Below are 16,555 nucleotides of genomic sequence, written 5' to 3'. Positions count from 1 at the left end.
ACGGGACGCGGCCCGGTCAGGCGGCGCGCAGACGCTCCGCGTACGGCTGGATCCGGACTACCGCTCCGGCGATCCGGCGTACCGTGGGCGCGTCCATCTGGGTCCAGAGCGGCACCGTCAGCACCGAGTCCGCCAGCCGGTCGGTCAGCGGGAGCGACTCGGCCTGGCCGAGGTGGGCGTAGGCCCGCTGGCGCTGCACCGGCGGGTGGAAGTAGCGGCGCGAGTCGATGCCCTCCGCCCTGAGCGCGTCGGCGAGTTGGCGCGCGCTGAGCCCGAACGCCGCGGCGTCCAGGATGAGCGTGAGGTCCTTGAAGGTGGACACGTCGCCGTCCTCCGGCAGGGCCAGCCGCAGCCCCGGCAGTCCGGCGGTCACGGCGGCGAACTCGGCGACGAGTGTGCCCCGGTGGACCACCCGTTCGGGCAGCCCGGCCAGCCAGTTGAGACCGACGGCGGCGTGCAGCTCGCTCATTCGGGCATTCAGGCCGGGGAACAGCGTGTCGTAGTCGCCCGGGTTGCCGTAGTCGCGGGCGGTGCGCAGCCGTCCGGCGAGCGCGGCGTCCTGGGTAGCGACCAGGCCGCCCTCACCGGCCACCGCGACCTTGGTGGGGCTCATCGAGAACACTTCGGCGTAGCCGAAGTTGCCGATCGGCACACCGCGGCGGCTGCTGCCGAAGCCGTGCGCGGAGTCGTACACCAGCGGCACGCCGGCCGCGTCGGCGACCTCCTGGAGGCGCTCCACCTGGCAGGGCGTGCCGTACACGTGGGTGGCCATCAGCGCGGCCGGGCGGTCGGCGGCGGCGAGCCGGGCGGCGGCGTCCTCGGGGTCCAGGGTGATGTCCCGCTCACGGGCCTCGGCGAACACCGGGGTGCCGCCGGCCCAGTGCGCGGCGTGGGCGGTGGCGGAGAAGGTGAAGCCGGGCATCACCACCGGCCGGCCGTCGGCCACACCGGCCGCCTGGAGCACCAGCATCAGGCCGGCGGTGCAGTTGGAGACGGCCACCACGTGCGGCACGTCCAGCAGTTCGGCGGCGGCCTCCTCCAGCTCGGCGACGGTGCGGCCGTTGGTCAGTTGCCCGCTGTCCAGGACGGCGCCGAGCCGCTCCAGCAGGGTGGCGCGGTCCGGGACCTGGACGCGGGTGAGCGGGAGCCCCTCCGGGAAGGCGGGCGTGCCGCCGAGGGCGGCCGGCAGGGCAAGGGTGTCGGTGGTCATCAGATACCTCCGTGGGTAGTCCGGTGCTCGCCAGTGGCGGGGGAGTGCGAACGGGCGGTGGTGTCCGCGAGGTCGGCGGAGCCCTGGCACCGGGCGCCGGGACGGGCCGGAGCCGGGGCGGGGGGAGGGGTCAGGGCGCGGTGGATCCCCCTCGGGACGGCGCCGCCTCCCCGGGCTCCCGTCCGCCGAGCCGGACGGGGTGGAGCCCGGGCGGCCGCCGCCGGCCGCCCCACTGCCCCGGCGCCACCCGCCAGACCGGCGGCGGCCGGCGCTCGGCGGCCCCCCGGGCGGCGGTGGAGGCGGCCGGGACGACCAGCAGGACCAGCACCAGGGGCAGTACCTGGACGCGTTCGCGGGACAGGATGCCCATGTTGTTGATGGTCGAGAAGGCCCAGCAGAACAGCAGCGTGTAGACGGTGGTGAAGGCGACGTAGGACCGCTGCACGAAGAGCCGCGGCACTCTGCTGAGCTGCGGCCAGCTCCGGATGAACATCACCAGCAGGGCGAAGCACTCCACCGACTGGATCAGGTTCTGGATGTTCGAGGCCTCGAAGGGGAAGGGCCGGAAGAGCACGCTGACCACGGCGACCGGCAGCCCGGCCGGATTCAGGCTGAACCGCGGCGCGGCGTCCTCCGGGGCGGTCGCGCTGATCATCGAGTTGCCCTGGCTGGTGCGCCGCGAGGTCTCCGAGAGCACCTGGTTGACGGCGTCGCCGCCGGTGCCGTCGGTACCGAAGAAGGTCGAGACCTGTTGCAGCATCAGCACCGCCATCGCGCCGAGCACCACGGCGGTCAGGATGGTCCGCAGCGGTCCGAGCGCGCTGGCCTGCCGCGGCCGCTTGCGCAGCACGTAGGCGACCAGCAGGCCGGCCCCGGCGAGCGCGGTGACGTGCGGGCGGACCATCGCGGTGCCGACCGAGCCGAGCGCGACGCAGGCGAAGGCGCCGAACCGGCGGTCCAGCAGCCGGGCGGTCCCGTAGGTGGTCAGGCCCAGGCAGAACATCATCCAGGCGTCCTTGCCGATGCTGGACGGCCAGAACAGCAGCGAGGGCAGGAAGAAGACCAGCTTGGCGTACTTGCGGGTGTCCGCCTCGGGGAAGGCGATCTGCAGGGCCCGCCAGAACAGCAGCAGTCCCCAGAAGCCCAGCCAGGAGAAGACCAGGAAGCCACCGATCAGCGACGGCCCGGTGATCGCGTAGACCACCCCGGTGACGATGATGACGAACCCGGTGCCGGCGACCTTCATCCCGAGGTCGTAGTGCACGCCGGCCAGCAGGTCGGCCTGCCCCAGGTAGGTGGCGAGCTCGGCGCCCTTCTGGTGGTACATCTTGGCGTCGGCCGCGCCGCCGTACAGCACGAAGGCCATCAGGTAGCGGGGGAAGGCGCAGAGCAGCTTGGCGGTCATGGCCAGCATCAGCAGCCGGAACACGTCCCGCTCGGGGTTGGCGGCGGCGATCCGGGCCAGGACCGGGGTGCCGACGGCCATCAGCACCGGCAGGACCAGCAGCGCGCCCCAGGTGTCGTACGAGGTGTGCACCATGGCGACGACGAAGAGCGTGACGTAGGCCGTCACCAGGGTGGCGGCGACGGCGGACGGCCAGGGCACCCGGGCCCGGACGGCGGCGACGGCGGACGGCCGGGGTGTGCGGCGCGGCACGGCCCGGGCCGGAGCCGGCCGGGGCATCAGAAGACCTCCAGGTCACCGAGGGTGAACCGCCAGTCGGGCAGGGTCAGTGCGGTCCGGCCGGTCGGGGTGCGCGCGGCGAGCGTCATCCCGGTGCGGGGGGCCCGCAGGAAGCCGGAGCGCAGCGCCGCGGCGGCGGCCTCGGTGCCGGGGGAGAGGTGCGTGGCGACGTGGTCGCAGCCGGACTCGCGGGCGGCGGCGCGCAGCAGCCGGGCGGCGCTGTCCCGGTCGCCGGGGCGGACCAAGACGTCGGCGAGGGTGAACTCGGCGAGCGGGCCGCGGCGTCGGGGCCGGCCGACGGCCAGGCCGGTCAGCTCGCCGCCCCGGTGGCAGGTGAGGACGCGGTAGTCCAGGCCGGGGGCCTCGCCGTAGCGCCAGCGCAGGAACTCCGGGGTGCGGAGCACGGCGAGGCGGGGATCGGCGCGGTCGGCGGCGGCCCGCTCGCGCAGCAGCTCGGCCAGCGGGCCGTCGGCGCCGGCCATCGGGTCGCCGGCGGGGCCTCCGGAGGAGCCGGTGGCCGCGTCGGGAGCGGCCCGGCCGGCGGTCCGGTTCCGGCGGTCGGCGGTGGTCGGGCCGTCGGGAGCGGCCCGGTCGGCGGTCCGGGGCGGGTCGGGGAGCGTCACGCGGTCGGCGAACCACGACCGGGCGGTGGGCAGCCCGCAGGCCGGTGGCGCGGCCGCGCCGGCCGGGGTGCGGGCCAGCGCCGCCCGCACTCCGCGGGCGAACGCGGCCGGGCGGACCGGGCGCAGGGCCACCGGTACCCGGCCGAGTTCCTGCCAGCCCATCTTCCGGTACCCGGGCAGGCTGTTCCCGTTGGGCGTGTTGAAGACCAACTCGGCCTCACCGGCGACCTGTCCGAGCAGGTCCAGGGTGAGCCGGCGGAAGATCCCGCGGCCCCGGAAGTCCGGGTGGGTCGCGGTGTCCACCGGCCGGACGGCGGTGACGGTACGGCCGGTGGAGCCCTCGTGCCACTGCCAGCGCAGGAACAGCCGCACCCCCGCGAGCCGCCCCTGCGGGGTCTCGGCGACCAGGCCGGGGCTGGCGCCGAAGGGCCCCAGCCGGTGCTTCCAGCCGAAGAAGTCGGCGGTGCGGGTGCCGGTGGGGCCGCCGGCCAGGGAGGCGGTCAGCAGGTCGAGCACCGCGGGGAGGTCGTCCTCCGCGAGCGGGCGGAACGTCAGCTCGGCAGGGGCGGGCAGGGCACTCACGTCCGGACTCGCTCTCCGTTCGGTGGTAGCAGCCTTCGGGGGACCAGGGGGGCTCAGCGCCGCAGCACCTTCTCGTACACCGCCTCCACGGCCCGCTGGGCGCCCGCGACGTCGAAGCGGGCGGAGCGCTCCCGCGCCGCCGCCCCGAGGCGTTCCCGCAGCTCCGGGTCGTCGGCCAGCCGGCCGAGCGCGGCGGCCAGGGCGACCGGGTCACCGGGCTCCACCAGGAGGCCCTGCTCGCCGTCGTCGAGCACCTCCGGCATGCCGCCGACCCGGGTGACCACGGCCGGCAGGCCGCTCGTCATCGCCTCCATCAGGGCCACCGGCAGGCCTTCCTGACGGGAGCTCAGGGTGAAGACGTCCAGTCCCGGCAGTAGCGCGGGGACGTCCGGGCGGGAGCCGGTGAACAGCACGCTGTCGGCCACCCCCAGCTCGGCGGCCCGGGCCCGCAGCCGCTCGTCCAGGGGCCCGGCGCCGATCACCACCAGCCGGGCCGGCGGTCGGCCGCGGCGCAGCTCGGCATGGGCGGCGAGCAGCGTGGACTGGTCCTTCTTCGGTGTCAGGTTGCCGACCGTGCCGACCACGAACGCGTCCTGCGGCAGGCCGAGTCCGGCCCGCGCGGCGGCCCGGGCGGCCGGTCCCTGCGGGGCGCCGGCCAGGTCCGGTCCGTGGTGCACCACGTGCACCCAGGCACCGGGCCGGCGGCGCGCGGCCGGGATGGTCCGCTCGACGGCGTGCGAGACGGCGATCACCGCGTCGTTGCGCCGGTAGGTCAGCGCGTTGGCCCAGCGGGTGGCCGGGCGGTAGCGGTCCCAGACGTTGTGCTCGGTGTGGACCAGGCGCGGCGCGCCCCCGCCGCCGAGCCCGTACGACAGCAGCCGGGCGGCGGTGGCCGGGACGGGCATGTGGGTGTGCACCAGGCCGTAGCGGCGGTCGGCGAGCAGGCGGCGCAGCCGCAGCGGCCAGCGCGGGTCGGCCCGGCCGGGCGCGCCCGGCACGCCGCCCAGGCAGTGCACCCGCACGCCGGCCTCGGTGAGCGCGGGGGCGAGCGCGTCCTTCCAGGGCAGTACGTAGGCGACCTCGACCTCGTAGCGCGAAGCGTCCACCTGGCGGGCGCAGTTGAGCAGCAGCTGCTCGGCGCCCCCGCGGCCGAGGCCCTTGGCCAGCCAGAGCACCCGGGTGCGTCCGGTCACCGCTCCTCCGCCTCGCGCAGCAGGGCCGGCTCGCCCGGGTCGCCGCCGACCGCACCGGCCGTGGGGCCGTGGCCGTTGACGCCCGGACCGGCGTCGGGGCGGGTCCGGCCCGGTCCGGCGGCGTCACGCCGGGCCCAGCTCGGCGCCGCCCGGTCGGAACCCCGCTCGGTGCCCCACTCGGCACCTCGCTCGGCGCCCCGGTCCGAGCCCCAGTCGGGCCCCCGGTCCGCGCCCCAGTCGGGCCCCCGGTCCCGGCCCCGGTCCCGGCCTCGCTCCAGGGCCCGGTCGGGGGCCCGGTCCACTGCCGGCGCGGCCGGGCGCGGCAGGGTGGACGGGGCGGCCCGGCCGCCCGGTGCCGCCGGTCCGCCGACCGTCCCGGTGCGCCGGCGCCGTCCGCCCGGGCCGAAGCTGGCGAGCAGCGCCACCCCGGCCACCGGCACCCCGGTCCGGGAGAGCAACTCGGCGACCCGGTCCGCCTGTTCGGGGGTCACATTGCCGCTGCGCACGGTGACCAGCACCGCGTCGGCGTGCTGGACCAGGTCGTAAGCGTCGTTGGCGTGCAGCAGCGGCGAAGTGTCCACCAGGATCACGTCGGCGTGGCGGCGGGCCCGGCGCAGGACCTCGGCGGCGCGCAGCACCAGTGCGGCCGGGTAGGCGGTGGTGTTGCCGCCGGTGATCAGCGAGACGCCCGCCACGTTGGTCGGCCGGATCAGGTCGTCCAGCTCGCCGAGCCGCTCGCCGCTGAGCAGCTCGGCCATCCCCGGACCGCCGCCCACGCCGAGGTGAGCGTGCAGCTGCGGGTGGCGGAAGTCGCAGTCCAGGACGAGCACTTCGCGACCGGTCTCGGCGAGCGCGGCGGCCAGGTTGGCGACGGTGGTGGTCCGTCCGTCCCCGCTGCCGCCGGAGGCCACCAGCACCACGGGTGCCGGATCGGCGGGCCGGCGCGGGGCGGGCTCGGCGCGCTCCCACTCGGCGGGCCCGGCGGCCGAACGGCCGAGCGCGTCCGGCCCGGTGAGCAGCAGGGTGGAGCGCAGCGAGCGGTACGCCTCGGCGGCCGGGTCCGAGGGGCGGGCCCGGACCAGCGGTTCGCGCAACCGCCGCAGCCGGCGGGAGAGTTGCGGCACCTCGCCGATCACCGGCAGGTTGAAGCCCTCCTCGACGGCGTTGCGGGTGCGCAGCCGGGTGTCCATCCGGCTGAGCATCAGCGCGGCGACCACGCCGAGGCCGAGGCCGAGCGCGACCGCCAGGCCCAGCCGGACGTTCCGGCTGGGGGAGGAGAGCAGGTTGCCGGCGTTCTGCCGGGCGTCGATGCTGCCCCACTGCTGGATGGCGTCGGTCTGGGCGCCGTTCTGCAGCTTGCTGATCGCGGTCAGCGTGGCGGTCAGCGAGGTGGACGCGGCGGTCAGCTTGGGCTGGAGCTTCGGCTGGTCGCCGGCCGAGGATCGGTTGAACTGCTGCTGGATGTCGTCGAGCTGCTTCTGCTGGGCGTCCGCCTGCGCCTGCAGCTTCCGGACCGTCTCGGCGGCGCTCTTGGCGGACTCGTCGCTGAAGCCCTTGATGATCGCGGCCGAGTAGGCGGCCGCGAGGTCGGAACAGGACTGCTGGGTCGGCCCGGTGGTGGCGATCGAGAGCATCTGGGCGCTGTCGGCCGTCACGGTCCGGCGGGCGATCACGGCGGCGGCGTCGCCGATGCCGAGCTGGTGGGCCGCCGCCGTCGCGACGTCCGAACCCTGCGCGTACGAGAGCACCTGGTCGGCCCGCACGGTGTCGCCGGCCCCCGCGACCGGCGTGATGGCGACCTTGCACTTCCATTTGGCGTTGTCCACCGTGTCACCGGTGGGGGTCAGCAGCCAGCCGACGACGAGTGCGGCGAGCGTGCAGCCGACGAGCAGCCGCCAGTACCGCCGCAGGACGGTGAAGTGGTTTGCCGGTTCCACCGGTGGGATCCCCTCGCGTTCGTGGTGCGGTGGTGCTGGTGAGCTCCCCTCGGGAGCGCGGCGGTCCGGGTGCTGCTGCCTCTGTCTGTCCTGCGCCACGCTCTCGGCCCGGTGGAATCCCTCGCCCGATGTCGCAACTCGCCCCCTGACGAACCGCTGCCCGACCCGCCCCCCTGACGGCTCGCTCCCCGCCGACCCGCGCCCGGCGGCGCAGCGGTGCCGGGCCCCGGCCGGCCCGGTCGGGGCCGCGCCCCCGCCCACGCCGGGCCACGCCCACGCCGGCCACGCACGCCGCGCACCGGCCGCCGGTCATCCTGCGATGCTTGCCGAGCCCCGACGTGCGGCGCAACCGCTTTGGCGATACTGGGACCGCCCGATGACCGGGACGGCGCCCGGGACCGACGGGATCCCGTCAGATCGTGCGCAGGCGCAGGGAGCGCTCGTAGAACCCGACCATCTGCGCCGACACCTGGTGCAGGGTGAACGAGGTGAGGAACCGCGCCCGCGCCGACTTCGCCCGCACCCGGGCCGAGGCCCGGTCCTGCACCGTGTCGACCAGCGCCGCCGCCAGCGCGGCCGGCTGCTCCGCCGGCACCAGCCGGGCGTAGTCCTCCGAGCCCACCGTCTCGCGCAGCGCCGGCACGTCCGCGCAGACCAGCGGCACGCCGACGCCCATCGCCTCCATCGCCGCGCTGCCCAGCCCCTCCCAGCGGGACGGCACGGCGAACGCGTCGGACGCGGCCATCAGGTCGAAGACGTCGCCGCGCGGCCCGAGGAAGCGCACACCGCCCGCCGCCTCGGCGAGGGCCGTGAGCCGGGCCGTCTCGGTGCCCTCGCTGCCGGCCAGCAGCAGCACCGCGTCCGGCTCCGCCCGCAGGACCGCCGGCCAGGCCTCCAACAGCACGTCCAGGCCCTTCTGGTACTGCTGGCGGGCGGCCGCGAGCACCACCGGCGCGTCCTGCGGCAGGCCCAGCGCGGCCCGGACGGCGGCCCGCCGCTCCGGGGTGACGGTGCCCAGCAGCTCCGGGTCCCGCCCGCGCGGCACCACGTCGATCCGCTCCCGCGGCACCCGCAGCCGCTGCGCCATCGCGCCCGCGACGTGCCTGGTGAGGGCGTGGAACCGGCGGGTGCCCTGGGCGGTCACGGCGTCCACCGTCTGGGCGGCCCGCACCTTCCAGGGGCTGAGGCCGCGCGCGTTGAGGTGCTCCGGCCCGTACGCCGAGTTCACCAGGCTGGAGACCACCGGCGTACGCGCCGACAGCGCGGCGGCCCGGCCGAGGACGTCCGACTCGTACAGCGTGGTGTGGACGAGGTCCGGGCGGCGTTCGCGGACCAGCCCGCGCAGCGCGGCGAGCGTCCGCCCCCGGGTGGCCCGGCCGACGCCGAAGACATCGGCCCCCGCTCCGGTCAGCTCCGGCTGGAAGCCCCCGGGCGAGTCCTTGAGGTACGCGACGTCCAGCTTCACCCCGGACCGCACCAGTTGGGGGGCCATCGCCACCAGGCCCTGCTCGGCCCCGCCGACCCGGCTCACGCTGTCGATCACATAGAGCACATGCACAGGCCAACCCCCGCCCTCCGGGGCGCGGCCGGTCTCCCGTGCCGGTCGGCACCCTGACTGCCGATCAGCATCGCAGGTGGCGCCGCCCGCCCGCCAGGTATTCGGCCAGGAGCCTCCCGCCGCCCCGGGCGGTCGGGGGCGGCCGGGGGCGCGCACCGGGGCGCGCGCCCGACGCCGGCGGCGTACGACGGCACCCGACCGGCGCCCGACAGGGGTAACCGCGCTGGCGCACGGGCCACCGCCGGGTTGTGCGAAGGGGCTGCCCCGGACGCCCCCCTGTGCCAAGGTCGTTCCCATGCCCGACGCGACACCGGCGAAGACGGCCGGAACCCGCCCCCGCATCCTGCACGTGATCACCGACCCGCGCCGCCGCGGCGCCCAGAACCTCGCCCGGGACCTGCACCGGGAACTGCGCCGCCGCGGCCAGGCCTCCGCCCTGCGGGCCCTCGCCCCGCACCCCGACGCGGCCCCCGACGCACCCGACACCCTCGCCACCACCGTGCTCGGCCGCGCCCGGCTGCACCCCGCCACCCTGCTCGCGCTCCGCGCCGCCGCGCGCACCGCCGACGTGGTCGTCGCGCACGGCTCCGCCACCCTCCCCGCCTGCGCCCTCGCCCTGGCCGGCACCCGCACGCCGTTCGTCTACGTCTCCATCGGCGACCCCCGGCACTGGACGGCGAGCCCGCTGCGCCGGCTGCGCACCGGCGCCCTGCTGCACCGGGCGGCCGCCGTCACCGCGCTCGCCGACGAGGCCCGCACCCTGCTGCAGGAGCGCTTCCGGCTGCCCGCCGGCAAGGTCCGCACCATCCCCAACGCCCGCGCCGCCGACGGCTACCCGCCCGCCGGGAGCGAGCGCGAGCGGCGCGCGGCCCGGCAGGCGCTCGGCCTGCCCGCCGAGGGGCTGCTGGTCGCCTGGATCGGCGCGATCGCCCCGGAGAAGCGGCTCGACCTCGCCCTCGACGCGCTCGACCGGCTCCCCGACGTCCGCCTCGCGGTGGCCGGCGACGGCCCGCAGCGCGCCGCCCTGGAACGGCACCCGGCCGCCGCCCGGGCCCAGTTCCTCGGCACCCTCGCCGACCCGGCCCCGCTCTACCGGGCCGCCGACGCCCTGCTGCTCACCAGCGACAGCGAGGGCGTCCCCGGCGTCCTGATCGAGTCGGCGCTGGCCGGGCTGCCCGCCGTCGCCACCGACGTCGGCTGGGTCCGCTCGGTGGTCCGCGACGGCGCCACCGGCGCGCTGGTCGCCCCCGGGGACCCGGTCGCGCTCGCCGAGGCGCTGGCCAAGGTGCTGGCCGGCGACCGGACGGCGCTCGGCGCGGCCGCCCGGGAGCACGTGCTGGCGCACTGCGAACTCGGCGTGGTGGCCGACGCCTGGCAGCGGCTCTTCACCGACCTCTGCGGCCGCTGACCCGCGCGGACGGCAGGCGCCGGCCCCGGGCCGGTCCGCCGGTACGGACGCCGTCCGCGCCGCCGTTCGCACCGGCCCCCGGGCCGGGCTGCGCCGATCGGGCGAATCGCGGCCCGGCCCCCTCGGGGCGAGTGGCCGTCGACGATCCGTCACCGCCACACTGCCCGGTGTGAAATCGCTGCTGAGGTCCACCGTCCTGCTCGCCGTCGCGACCGGGATCGCCGCGTCCCCCGTCCAGGCCGGCGCGGCCACCACCCACCAACCGTCGCGCGAGGGCTCCCAGTCCGTCCGCGTCGACCAGCTGAAGCCGGTGCGCGAGAGCGCCCGCACCGAGGCCGTCGAGTTCTTCTGGTACGACTGCGGCCACTCCCAGCAGCTGGAGCAGCCGCTCCAGGCCTGGGCCGAGAAGCACCGCTCCGACGTCAACCTGCGCCGGGTGCCCGCGATCTGGCCGGGCAGCCCCGAGGAGCGCACGCAGCGCGGCCACGCGCGGCTCTACTACACCCTGGAGCGCCTCGGCCTGGTCGAGCGCCTCCAGACCAGTGCCTTCCGCGCCGTCCACACCGACGACAAGGACCTCACCACCGAGGACGCCACCACCGACTGGGCGGTGCGCCAGGGCGTCGACGAGCGGACCTTCCGGGACGCCTACCGCTCCGACGACGTGCGGCGGGCCGTCGACGACGCCGCCGCGATGTTCGTCCAGAACAAGATCAACGAGCTGCCCACGGTGATCGTCCAGGGCGAGGAGCGCACCACGCCGACCCGGGCCGGCGGTGTCTCGGCGATGCCCGACGCCCTGGACCGGCTGGTCGAGCAGGACCAGCAGCGCCACCCCCGCGGCTGACCCCTCTCCCGACCGACCGATCACCTTCACCGAACCGACCCCCGGCGACCACACCCTGTGCCAGAGTGGACGCCGGGCCGCGCCGCCGGGATCGAGAACTGCCGTGGTGGCGGGCCCACTTCTCGATACCGGCGGTACCGGAGAGGGCAGGGGTCCGTGGGGGGACAACGCGCGCAGCTCGTCGACGAGCGCGACAGCCAGACATCGGCCGCGTCGTGGCGGCCCGCGGTCGCCGACGGGCCGCCAACCGACCTGGTCTTCAAACGACGGCTGCGCCCCGCGCAGGTGGCCCGGGAGCTGTGGGGCGCGCGGGAGCTGGTGCGGGCCCTGGCCGAGCGCGACCTGCGCGCCCGCTACAAGCAGGCGGTGCTCGGCTTCGCCTGGGCGGTGCTGACCCCGCTGGCGCTCTGCGCCATCTTCACCCTGGTGTTCCACCGCGCCGTGAAGATCGACACCGGCGCGGTGTCCTACCCGCTCTTCGCCTACGTCGGCCTGATCGTCTGGCAGTTCTTCAGCAACACGATGAACCAGGGCGCGCTGAGCCTGGCCAACAACCTCAGCCTGCTGAACAAGGTCTACTGCCCGCGCGAGGTCTTCCCGCTGGCCACCATGCTGGTCGCCAGCGTGGACATGGTGATCGGCGTCGGTGTGCTCGGCCTGCTCTTCCTGATCTTCTGGACCGCCCCGGCCGTCACCTTCCTCTGGGTGCTGCCGCTGCTGCTCATCCAGTTCGCCTTCACCTACGGCGTCGCGCTGATCCTCTCGGTCGCCGTGGTCTACCTGCGCGACGTCCGCCACCTGCTGCCGATCATCACGCAGATGGGCGTCTTCGCCACCCCCGTCGCGTACCCGCTGGCGCAGATCCCGCAGCGCCTCCAGGAGATCTACGTCGGCTTCAACCCGCTGGGCGCCGTCATCGAGGGCTACCGCGGCGCCCTGCTGTACGGCGACGCGCCGGACGTCACGCTCACCTCGATCGCCGCGGTCTCCTCGCTGGTGTTCCTGGTCGGCGGCTACCTGCTGTTCAAGAAGCTGGAGACGGGGATCGCCGATGTCGCCTAGCCCGACGCACCCCCTGGGGACCATCCGCACCGACCGGGTGTGGAAGCGCTTCAAGGCCGACCAGCAGCGGATGCTGCTGCGCGACAAGGTCGACTCGATGGCCCGTCGGCTCCGCGGTGAGAAGGGCGAGGAGTGGCGCTGGGCGCTGCGCGACATCAGCCTGCACATCGAGCCGGGCGAGTCGGTCGGTCTGATCGGCTCCAACGGCTCCGGCAAGTCCACGCTGCTGAAGATGCTGACCCGGGTGATGTACCCGTACGGCGGCGTGATCGACGTGCGCGGCCGGATCGGCGCCCTGATCGAGATCAGGGCCGGCATCCACCCCGACCTGACGGGCCGGGAGAACATCTACCTGTTCGGAGCGTTGCTCGGCCTGCGCCGCCGCGAGGTGGCCGGCCGCTTCGACGACATCGTGGAGTTCGCCCGGCTCGGCGGTGCGATCGACCGGCAGGTGAAGTTCTACTCCTCCGGCATGCAGATGCGCCTCGGTTTCGCCGTCGCCGCCTACCTGGAGCCCCATGTGCTGCTGGTGGACGAGGTGTTGGCGGTCGGCGACGCCGTGTTCCAGCAGCGCTGCCTGGACCGGATGCGCGAGGTGGCCGAGCAGGGCACCACCATCGTCTTCGTCTCCCACGACCTGCCCGCCGTCGAGTCCATCTGCCGGCGCGGGATCTGGCTGGAGCAGGGTTCGGTGCGGGTGGACGCGGGCATCAAGGACGCCATGGCGGGCTACCGGGACTCCATCGAGGCGCAGTCGGAGTCCGGCGGTCGCACCGGCGAACCGCTGCGACTGCTCGAGCACGCCGTCCGGGGCGAGGACCGCGACAGCCTGACCACCGACGAGCCGATGACGGTCGAACTGACCCTCGGCGGCGACTACCGGGGGGACGCCACCCTGCACCTGGGCGTCAGCGAGGGCACCTCCAGTCCGATCTTCCAGATCAGCCACGAAGTCCGGCTCACCGGGAAGGACCACCAGGTCGCCTGCGTGATCCCCCGGCTGCCGCTGCCGCGCGGCCGCTACACGCTCTGGGCCGGCGTCTACAGCATCGGCCGGACCGACGGCGGTACCCTGATGAGCTGGCACTCGGTCGGCCAGTTCGACGTGTTCGGACCGATGCTGGACTCGCCGCCGCGCGCGGTGGTGCTGGCCGCGCCGGTGTTCGTCCCGCACCACTGGGAGGAGTGACCCGTGAGCCCGGTCCGGGTGCTGGTCCACCTCAACAACCTCGCCCTGGGCGGCGCCCAGCTCAACGCGGTCGACATCGCCCGCACCCTGCGCGACCGCGGCCACGATCCGGTGCTGTTCGCCCAGGGGGTCGCGGGCCCGGCCCCGCTGCTCGACGTCGCGGCCGGCCACGGCCTGGACGTGGTGGTCGCGGGCGGGCCCGACACCCCGCGCGCGGACGTCCGCCGCCGGCTCGGCCGGCTGGCCGCCGAGCACGGCAGCCAGCTGCTGCACGCCTGGGAGGTCCGGGCGGCGCGCAACTCCTACTTCGGGCCCGGGCGTTACGGCCGTCTGCCGCTGGTCACCACGTTCTACGGGATCCGGATGCTGCGCGGCCTGCCCCGGCACCAGCCGCTGGTGCTCGGCCTCGGCGCCCTGCTGGGGGACGGCCGGGCCTTCGGGCACCAGGACGTCAGCCTGATCGAGCCGCCGGTCAACACCGCCACCGACGCGCCGGGCCGGGGGGACGGCGCCGCCTTCCGTCGTGAACACGGCATCCGGGACGACGAGTTGCTGCTCGCGATCGTCACCCGGCTGGTCCCCGCGCTGGAGAAGGACGCCGGCGCCGAGCTCACCGTCGAAGCCGTCCGGCAGCTCGACGACCCGCGGGTGCGGTTGGTCGTCGTCGGCGCCGGCCCCAGCCTGGAGCGGCTGCGCACCCGCGCCGCCTCGGCCAATGCCGCGCTCGGCCGCCAAGCCGTCCTGGTGCCGGGGCAGTTGGCCGACCCGCGGCCGGCCTACGACGCCGCCGACATCGTGCTCGGCATGGGCGGTTCGGCGCTGCGCGGCCTGGCCTTCGCCAAACCGGTCGTCGTCCACGGCGCGGCCGGCTACACCGCCGTCCACGAGCCGGGCCCGCTGGTCGAACCGCACGCCTCGCGCTGCATGTACGGCTTCGGCGACGGCTCGCGCGTGCCCGATCCGCTGGTGGACCAGCTCCGCGGGCTGCTCGACGACCCGGACCGCCGGGCGCGGCTGGGCGCCTGGGGCCGGGAGTGGGTGGACGGGCGGTTCTCGCTGGACGGCGTCACCACCGCCTTCGAGGACCTGTACGCCCGGGTGCTGGCCCGCCCGGCGCGGGCGACCGGCTGGCTGAAGGACCTGGAGCAGATGACCAGGTACGAGTTCACCAAGCCGGCCGCCCTGCGGTTGCTGGGGCGGTGACCCAGTCGGGCCCGCCCGCCCGCCGGTCTGTCCGGCGCCGCGTGGTCCGGCTCGGGCCCGTCCGCCGGTCTGTCCGGCGCCGGGCGCATCGCCGGCCGGTCGGCTAGCGACGCAGCAGCAGGGTGACGAAGCCCAGCGTGCCCCGGTAGCCGTGCAGCCACTCGGCGCGGTGCCGGTCCACGGCCTCGCGGGCGGCCGCCGCGTCCTGGTGGTCCGGGTTGTCCAGCGCCCACTGGGCGAGCGAGCCCGTCCAGGAGAACTCGTAGTCGTCCCACTCCTGGAGGCTGCTGACGTAGCCGTACACCGGGGTCCAGCCCTCCGCGATCACCCGGTCCGTGGTGGTCGCCAGGTCCGCGAACTCGTCCCGGGTCGCGCCCAGGCCGTCCAGCGCGGCCTGGGTGGGCTCGCGCTCCCAGAAGCCGTCGCCGACCATGACCAGGCCGCCCGGCGCCAGGTGCTCGCGGGCCGCCGCGAGCGTCGGCAGCAGCCCGCCGAAGGCGTGTGTCGCCCCGATGTTCAGCACCAGGTCGAACGGCTCCCGCGAGCTGAACTCCTCCGCGCTCTGGTGGTGCAGGCCGAGCCGGCGCTCCACGCCGAGCGCCTCCGCGGTCTGCCGGGCCCGGGTGAGGGCCGCGGCGTCGAGGTCCACCCCGACCGCCTGCCAGTGCGGGCGCGCGGTCAACGCCCGGACCAGCCAGCCGCCTTCCCCGCAGCCGAGGTCCAGGGCCCGGCCGGCGTCGGTGTGTTCGGTGGCCCGGGCCAGCAGCCGGGCCACCGACTCGTCGGTGATCGGCGCGGCGATGGGGTGGTGGACATGGGCGAGGCGGGAGATTGTCTGACGATCCATTTGATCATTGTGGACCACGTCGCGCTCAGTACGTGCGGCCTTTCCAGGCCGCCCCGCGGCCCCGCCAGTGCTGCACCGCCGAGTCGACCGTCATCAGCAGGTACAGCGACGCCGTGAACGGCAGCAGCAACGCGGCCGGCGCCGGCTGCCGGTAGTAGCGCAGCATCGGGAGGAAGGTCCCCGTCATCAGGGCCCAGGCCGCGCCGCCCGCCGCGGCCACCGCGCCGTGCCCGGCGGCCAGCCCGGCGACGGTGGCCACCGGCGGCACCAGGTAGACCAGCGTCAGCCCCAGCACCGTCCCGGCCAGCAGGAGCGGGGAGTGCCGCAGCTGGGCGTAGGCGCTGCGCGAGACCATCCGCCACAGCTGGGCGAGCCGGGGATAGGGGCGGACGCTGTCCACCCGCTCGGCCAGCCCGAGCCAGATCCGGCCGCCGGCCGCCTTCACCGCACGGGCCAGCGACACGTCGTCGATCACCGCGCCCCGGATCGCCGCCACCCCGCCCGCGCGCTCCAGCGCCTCCCGCCGCACCAGCGAGCAGCCGCCCGCCGCGGCGGCCGTCCGGGCCCCGGGCCGGTTGCTGCGGCGGAACGGGTACAGCTGGGCGAAGAAGTAGACGAAGGCCGGCACGATCAGGCGCTCCCAGCCGGTCTCCACCCGCAGCCGGGCCATCTGCGAGACGAGGTCCCGCCGGTCGCTCTCGGCGGCGGCCACCAACTCGGCGAGCGAGTCCGGGCCGTGCGCGATGTCCGCGTCGGTGAGCAGCAGGTACTCGACGTCCGGGCCGGCCAGCTCCACCCCGTGCCGCAGCGCCCACAGCTTGCCGGTCCAGCCGGGCGGCAGCGGGGGAGGGGTGGTGACGGTCAGTTCCAGGCCCCCGGGCCCGGCGAGCGCGGCCGCCAGCGCTCCGGTGCCGTCCGAGCTGTGGTCGTCCACCAGGATCACCCGGGCCCGCCCCGGGTACTTCTGCGCGAGCAGGCCCGGCAGGCTGAGCGGCAGCACCTCCGCCTCGTCCCGGGCCGGCACCACCACCGCGACCTGCGGCCAGCGGACCGGTGGCCGGCGGGGCGGCAGCCGCACGTCGGTGCGCCAGAACAGCCCGTGGCAGCAGGCCAGCCAGAGCCAGACCAGCAGGGACAGGACGGCGATCCACAGCAGGACGGTCACCCGGGCAGTCTGCCGCACCCGGGGCCCGCCACGGGGTATCGACTAGA

Annotated in this window: 13 protein-coding genes; 5 read left to right on the top strand and 8 right to left on the bottom strand. The window is 75.7% G+C overall.

Features of this window, described 5'->3' with window-relative positions; all coding sequences use genetic code 11:
- Window positions 1-16: 16 nt before the first annotated feature.
- The 6 genes from ABZ497_RS25090 to ABZ497_RS25065 all read right to left on the bottom strand — a co-directional run bounded on the left by ABZ497_RS25090 (window position 17) and on the right by ABZ497_RS25065 (window position 8,772).
- On the bottom strand, window positions 17-1,210 hold the full coding sequence (locus tag ABZ497_RS25090) for an aminotransferase class I/II-fold pyridoxal phosphate-dependent enzyme (protein WP_359808415.1): 1,194 nt from the start codon (window positions 1,208-1,210) through the stop codon (window positions 17-19).
- A 130-nt stretch (window positions 1,211-1,340) separates the two neighbouring features.
- Window positions 1,341-2,894, bottom strand: a complete 1,554-nt coding sequence (locus ABZ497_RS25085) for a hypothetical protein (protein WP_359808414.1) — start codon at window positions 2,892-2,894, stop codon at window positions 1,341-1,343.
- A complete protein-coding gene (locus ABZ497_RS25080; protein ID WP_359808412.1) occupies window positions 2,894-4,099 on the bottom strand; it encodes a GNAT family N-acetyltransferase in 1,206 nt (401 codons plus the stop codon). Before ABZ497_RS25080 ends, ABZ497_RS25085 begins: the two co-directional genes overlap by 1 nt.
- Window positions 4,100-4,152: 53 nt before the next feature.
- Entirely contained in the window at window positions 4,153-5,292 is a 1,140-nt protein-coding gene (locus ABZ497_RS25075; protein WP_359808410.1) for a glycosyltransferase, read from the bottom strand.
- Window positions 5,289-7,229 (bottom strand): AAA family ATPase, encoded by a 1,941-nt coding sequence (locus tag ABZ497_RS25070; protein WP_359808409.1) that lies wholly within the window; start codon window positions 7,227-7,229, stop codon window positions 5,289-5,291. Before ABZ497_RS25070 ends, ABZ497_RS25075 begins: the two co-directional genes overlap by 4 nt.
- Before the next feature lie 412 nt (window positions 7,230-7,641).
- Window positions 7,642-8,772: a glycosyltransferase family 4 protein gene (locus ABZ497_RS25065; RefSeq protein WP_359808407.1), complete on the bottom strand. Its 1,131-nt coding sequence runs from the start codon at window positions 8,770-8,772 to the stop codon at window positions 7,642-7,644.
- A gap of 310 nt (window positions 8,773-9,082) precedes the next feature.
- Between ABZ497_RS25065 and ABZ497_RS25060 the strand changes: the two genes are divergently transcribed.
- The 5 genes from ABZ497_RS25060 to ABZ497_RS25040 all read left to right on the top strand — a co-directional run bounded on the left by ABZ497_RS25060 (window position 9,083) and on the right by ABZ497_RS25040 (window position 14,496).
- On the top strand, window positions 9,083-10,195 hold the full coding sequence (locus ABZ497_RS25060; RefSeq protein ID WP_359808406.1) for a glycosyltransferase family 4 protein: 1,113 nt from the start codon (window positions 9,083-9,085) through the stop codon (window positions 10,193-10,195).
- Between the two features lie 169 nt (window positions 10,196-10,364).
- A complete protein-coding gene (locus ABZ497_RS25055) occupies window positions 10,365-11,042 on the top strand; it encodes a thiol:disulfide interchange protein DsbA/DsbL (RefSeq protein ID WP_359808404.1) in 678 nt (225 codons plus the stop codon).
- Between the two features lie 156 nt (window positions 11,043-11,198).
- Window positions 11,199-12,104, top strand: coding sequence for an ABC transporter permease (locus tag ABZ497_RS25050; protein WP_359808402.1), 906 nt, complete (start codon window positions 11,199-11,201; stop codon window positions 12,102-12,104).
- Complete coding sequence (locus ABZ497_RS25045; protein WP_359808401.1) at window positions 12,094-13,293, top strand: ABC transporter ATP-binding protein; 1,200 nt, start codon at window positions 12,094-12,096, stop codon at window positions 13,291-13,293. Before ABZ497_RS25050 ends, ABZ497_RS25045 begins: the two co-directional genes overlap by 11 nt.
- A gap of 3 nt (window positions 13,294-13,296) precedes the next feature.
- The gene (locus ABZ497_RS25040) at window positions 13,297-14,496 is read left to right on the top strand and encodes a glycosyltransferase family 4 protein (protein WP_359808400.1); all 1,200 of its coding nucleotides are present in this window, start codon (window positions 13,297-13,299) and stop codon (window positions 14,494-14,496) included.
- A gap of 103 nt (window positions 14,497-14,599) precedes the next feature.
- Here the strand turns inward: ABZ497_RS25040 and ABZ497_RS25035 are convergent, their stop codons facing one another.
- Both ABZ497_RS25035 and ABZ497_RS25030 read right to left on the bottom strand, forming a co-directional pair.
- Window positions 14,600-15,343: a class I SAM-dependent methyltransferase gene (locus ABZ497_RS25035; RefSeq protein WP_329490821.1), complete on the bottom strand. Its 744-nt coding sequence runs from the start codon at window positions 15,341-15,343 to the stop codon at window positions 14,600-14,602.
- A 25-nt stretch (window positions 15,344-15,368) separates the two neighbouring features.
- Window positions 15,369-16,508 (bottom strand): glycosyltransferase, encoded by a 1,140-nt coding sequence (locus ABZ497_RS25030; RefSeq protein WP_359808398.1) that lies wholly within the window; start codon window positions 16,506-16,508, stop codon window positions 15,369-15,371.
- Window positions 16,509-16,555: the final 47 nt, after the last annotated feature.

Source organism: Kitasatospora sp. NPDC005751 (assembly GCF_040630835.1).
Taxonomy (GTDB): Bacteria; Actinomycetota; Actinomycetes; order Streptomycetales; family Streptomycetaceae; genus Kitasatospora.
Note: the sequence above shows the minus strand (reverse complement) of the source record. Positions and strands in the feature narration are given on the sequence as shown.

What these genes read in the sequence shown, in the direction of transcription:
- ABZ497_RS25090 (WP_359808415.1), bottom strand. Translation starts at nt 1,210, where the DNA reads ATGACCACCGACACCCTTGCCCTGCCGGCCGCCCTCGGCGGCACGCCC.
- ABZ497_RS25085 (WP_359808414.1), bottom strand. Translation starts at nt 2,894, where the DNA reads ATGCCCCGGCCGGCTCCGGCCCGGGCCGTGCCGCGCCGCACACCCCGG.
- ABZ497_RS25060 (WP_359808406.1), top strand. Translation starts at nt 9,083, where the DNA reads ATGCCCGACGCGACACCGGCGAAGACGGCCGGAACCCGCCCCCGCATC.
- ABZ497_RS25045 (WP_359808401.1), top strand. Translation starts at nt 12,094, where the DNA reads ATGTCGCCTAGCCCGACGCACCCCCTGGGGACCATCCGCACCGACCGG.
- ABZ497_RS25035 (WP_329490821.1), bottom strand. Translation starts at nt 15,343, where the DNA reads ATGGATCGTCAGACAATCTCCCGCCTCGCCCATGTCCACCACCCCATC.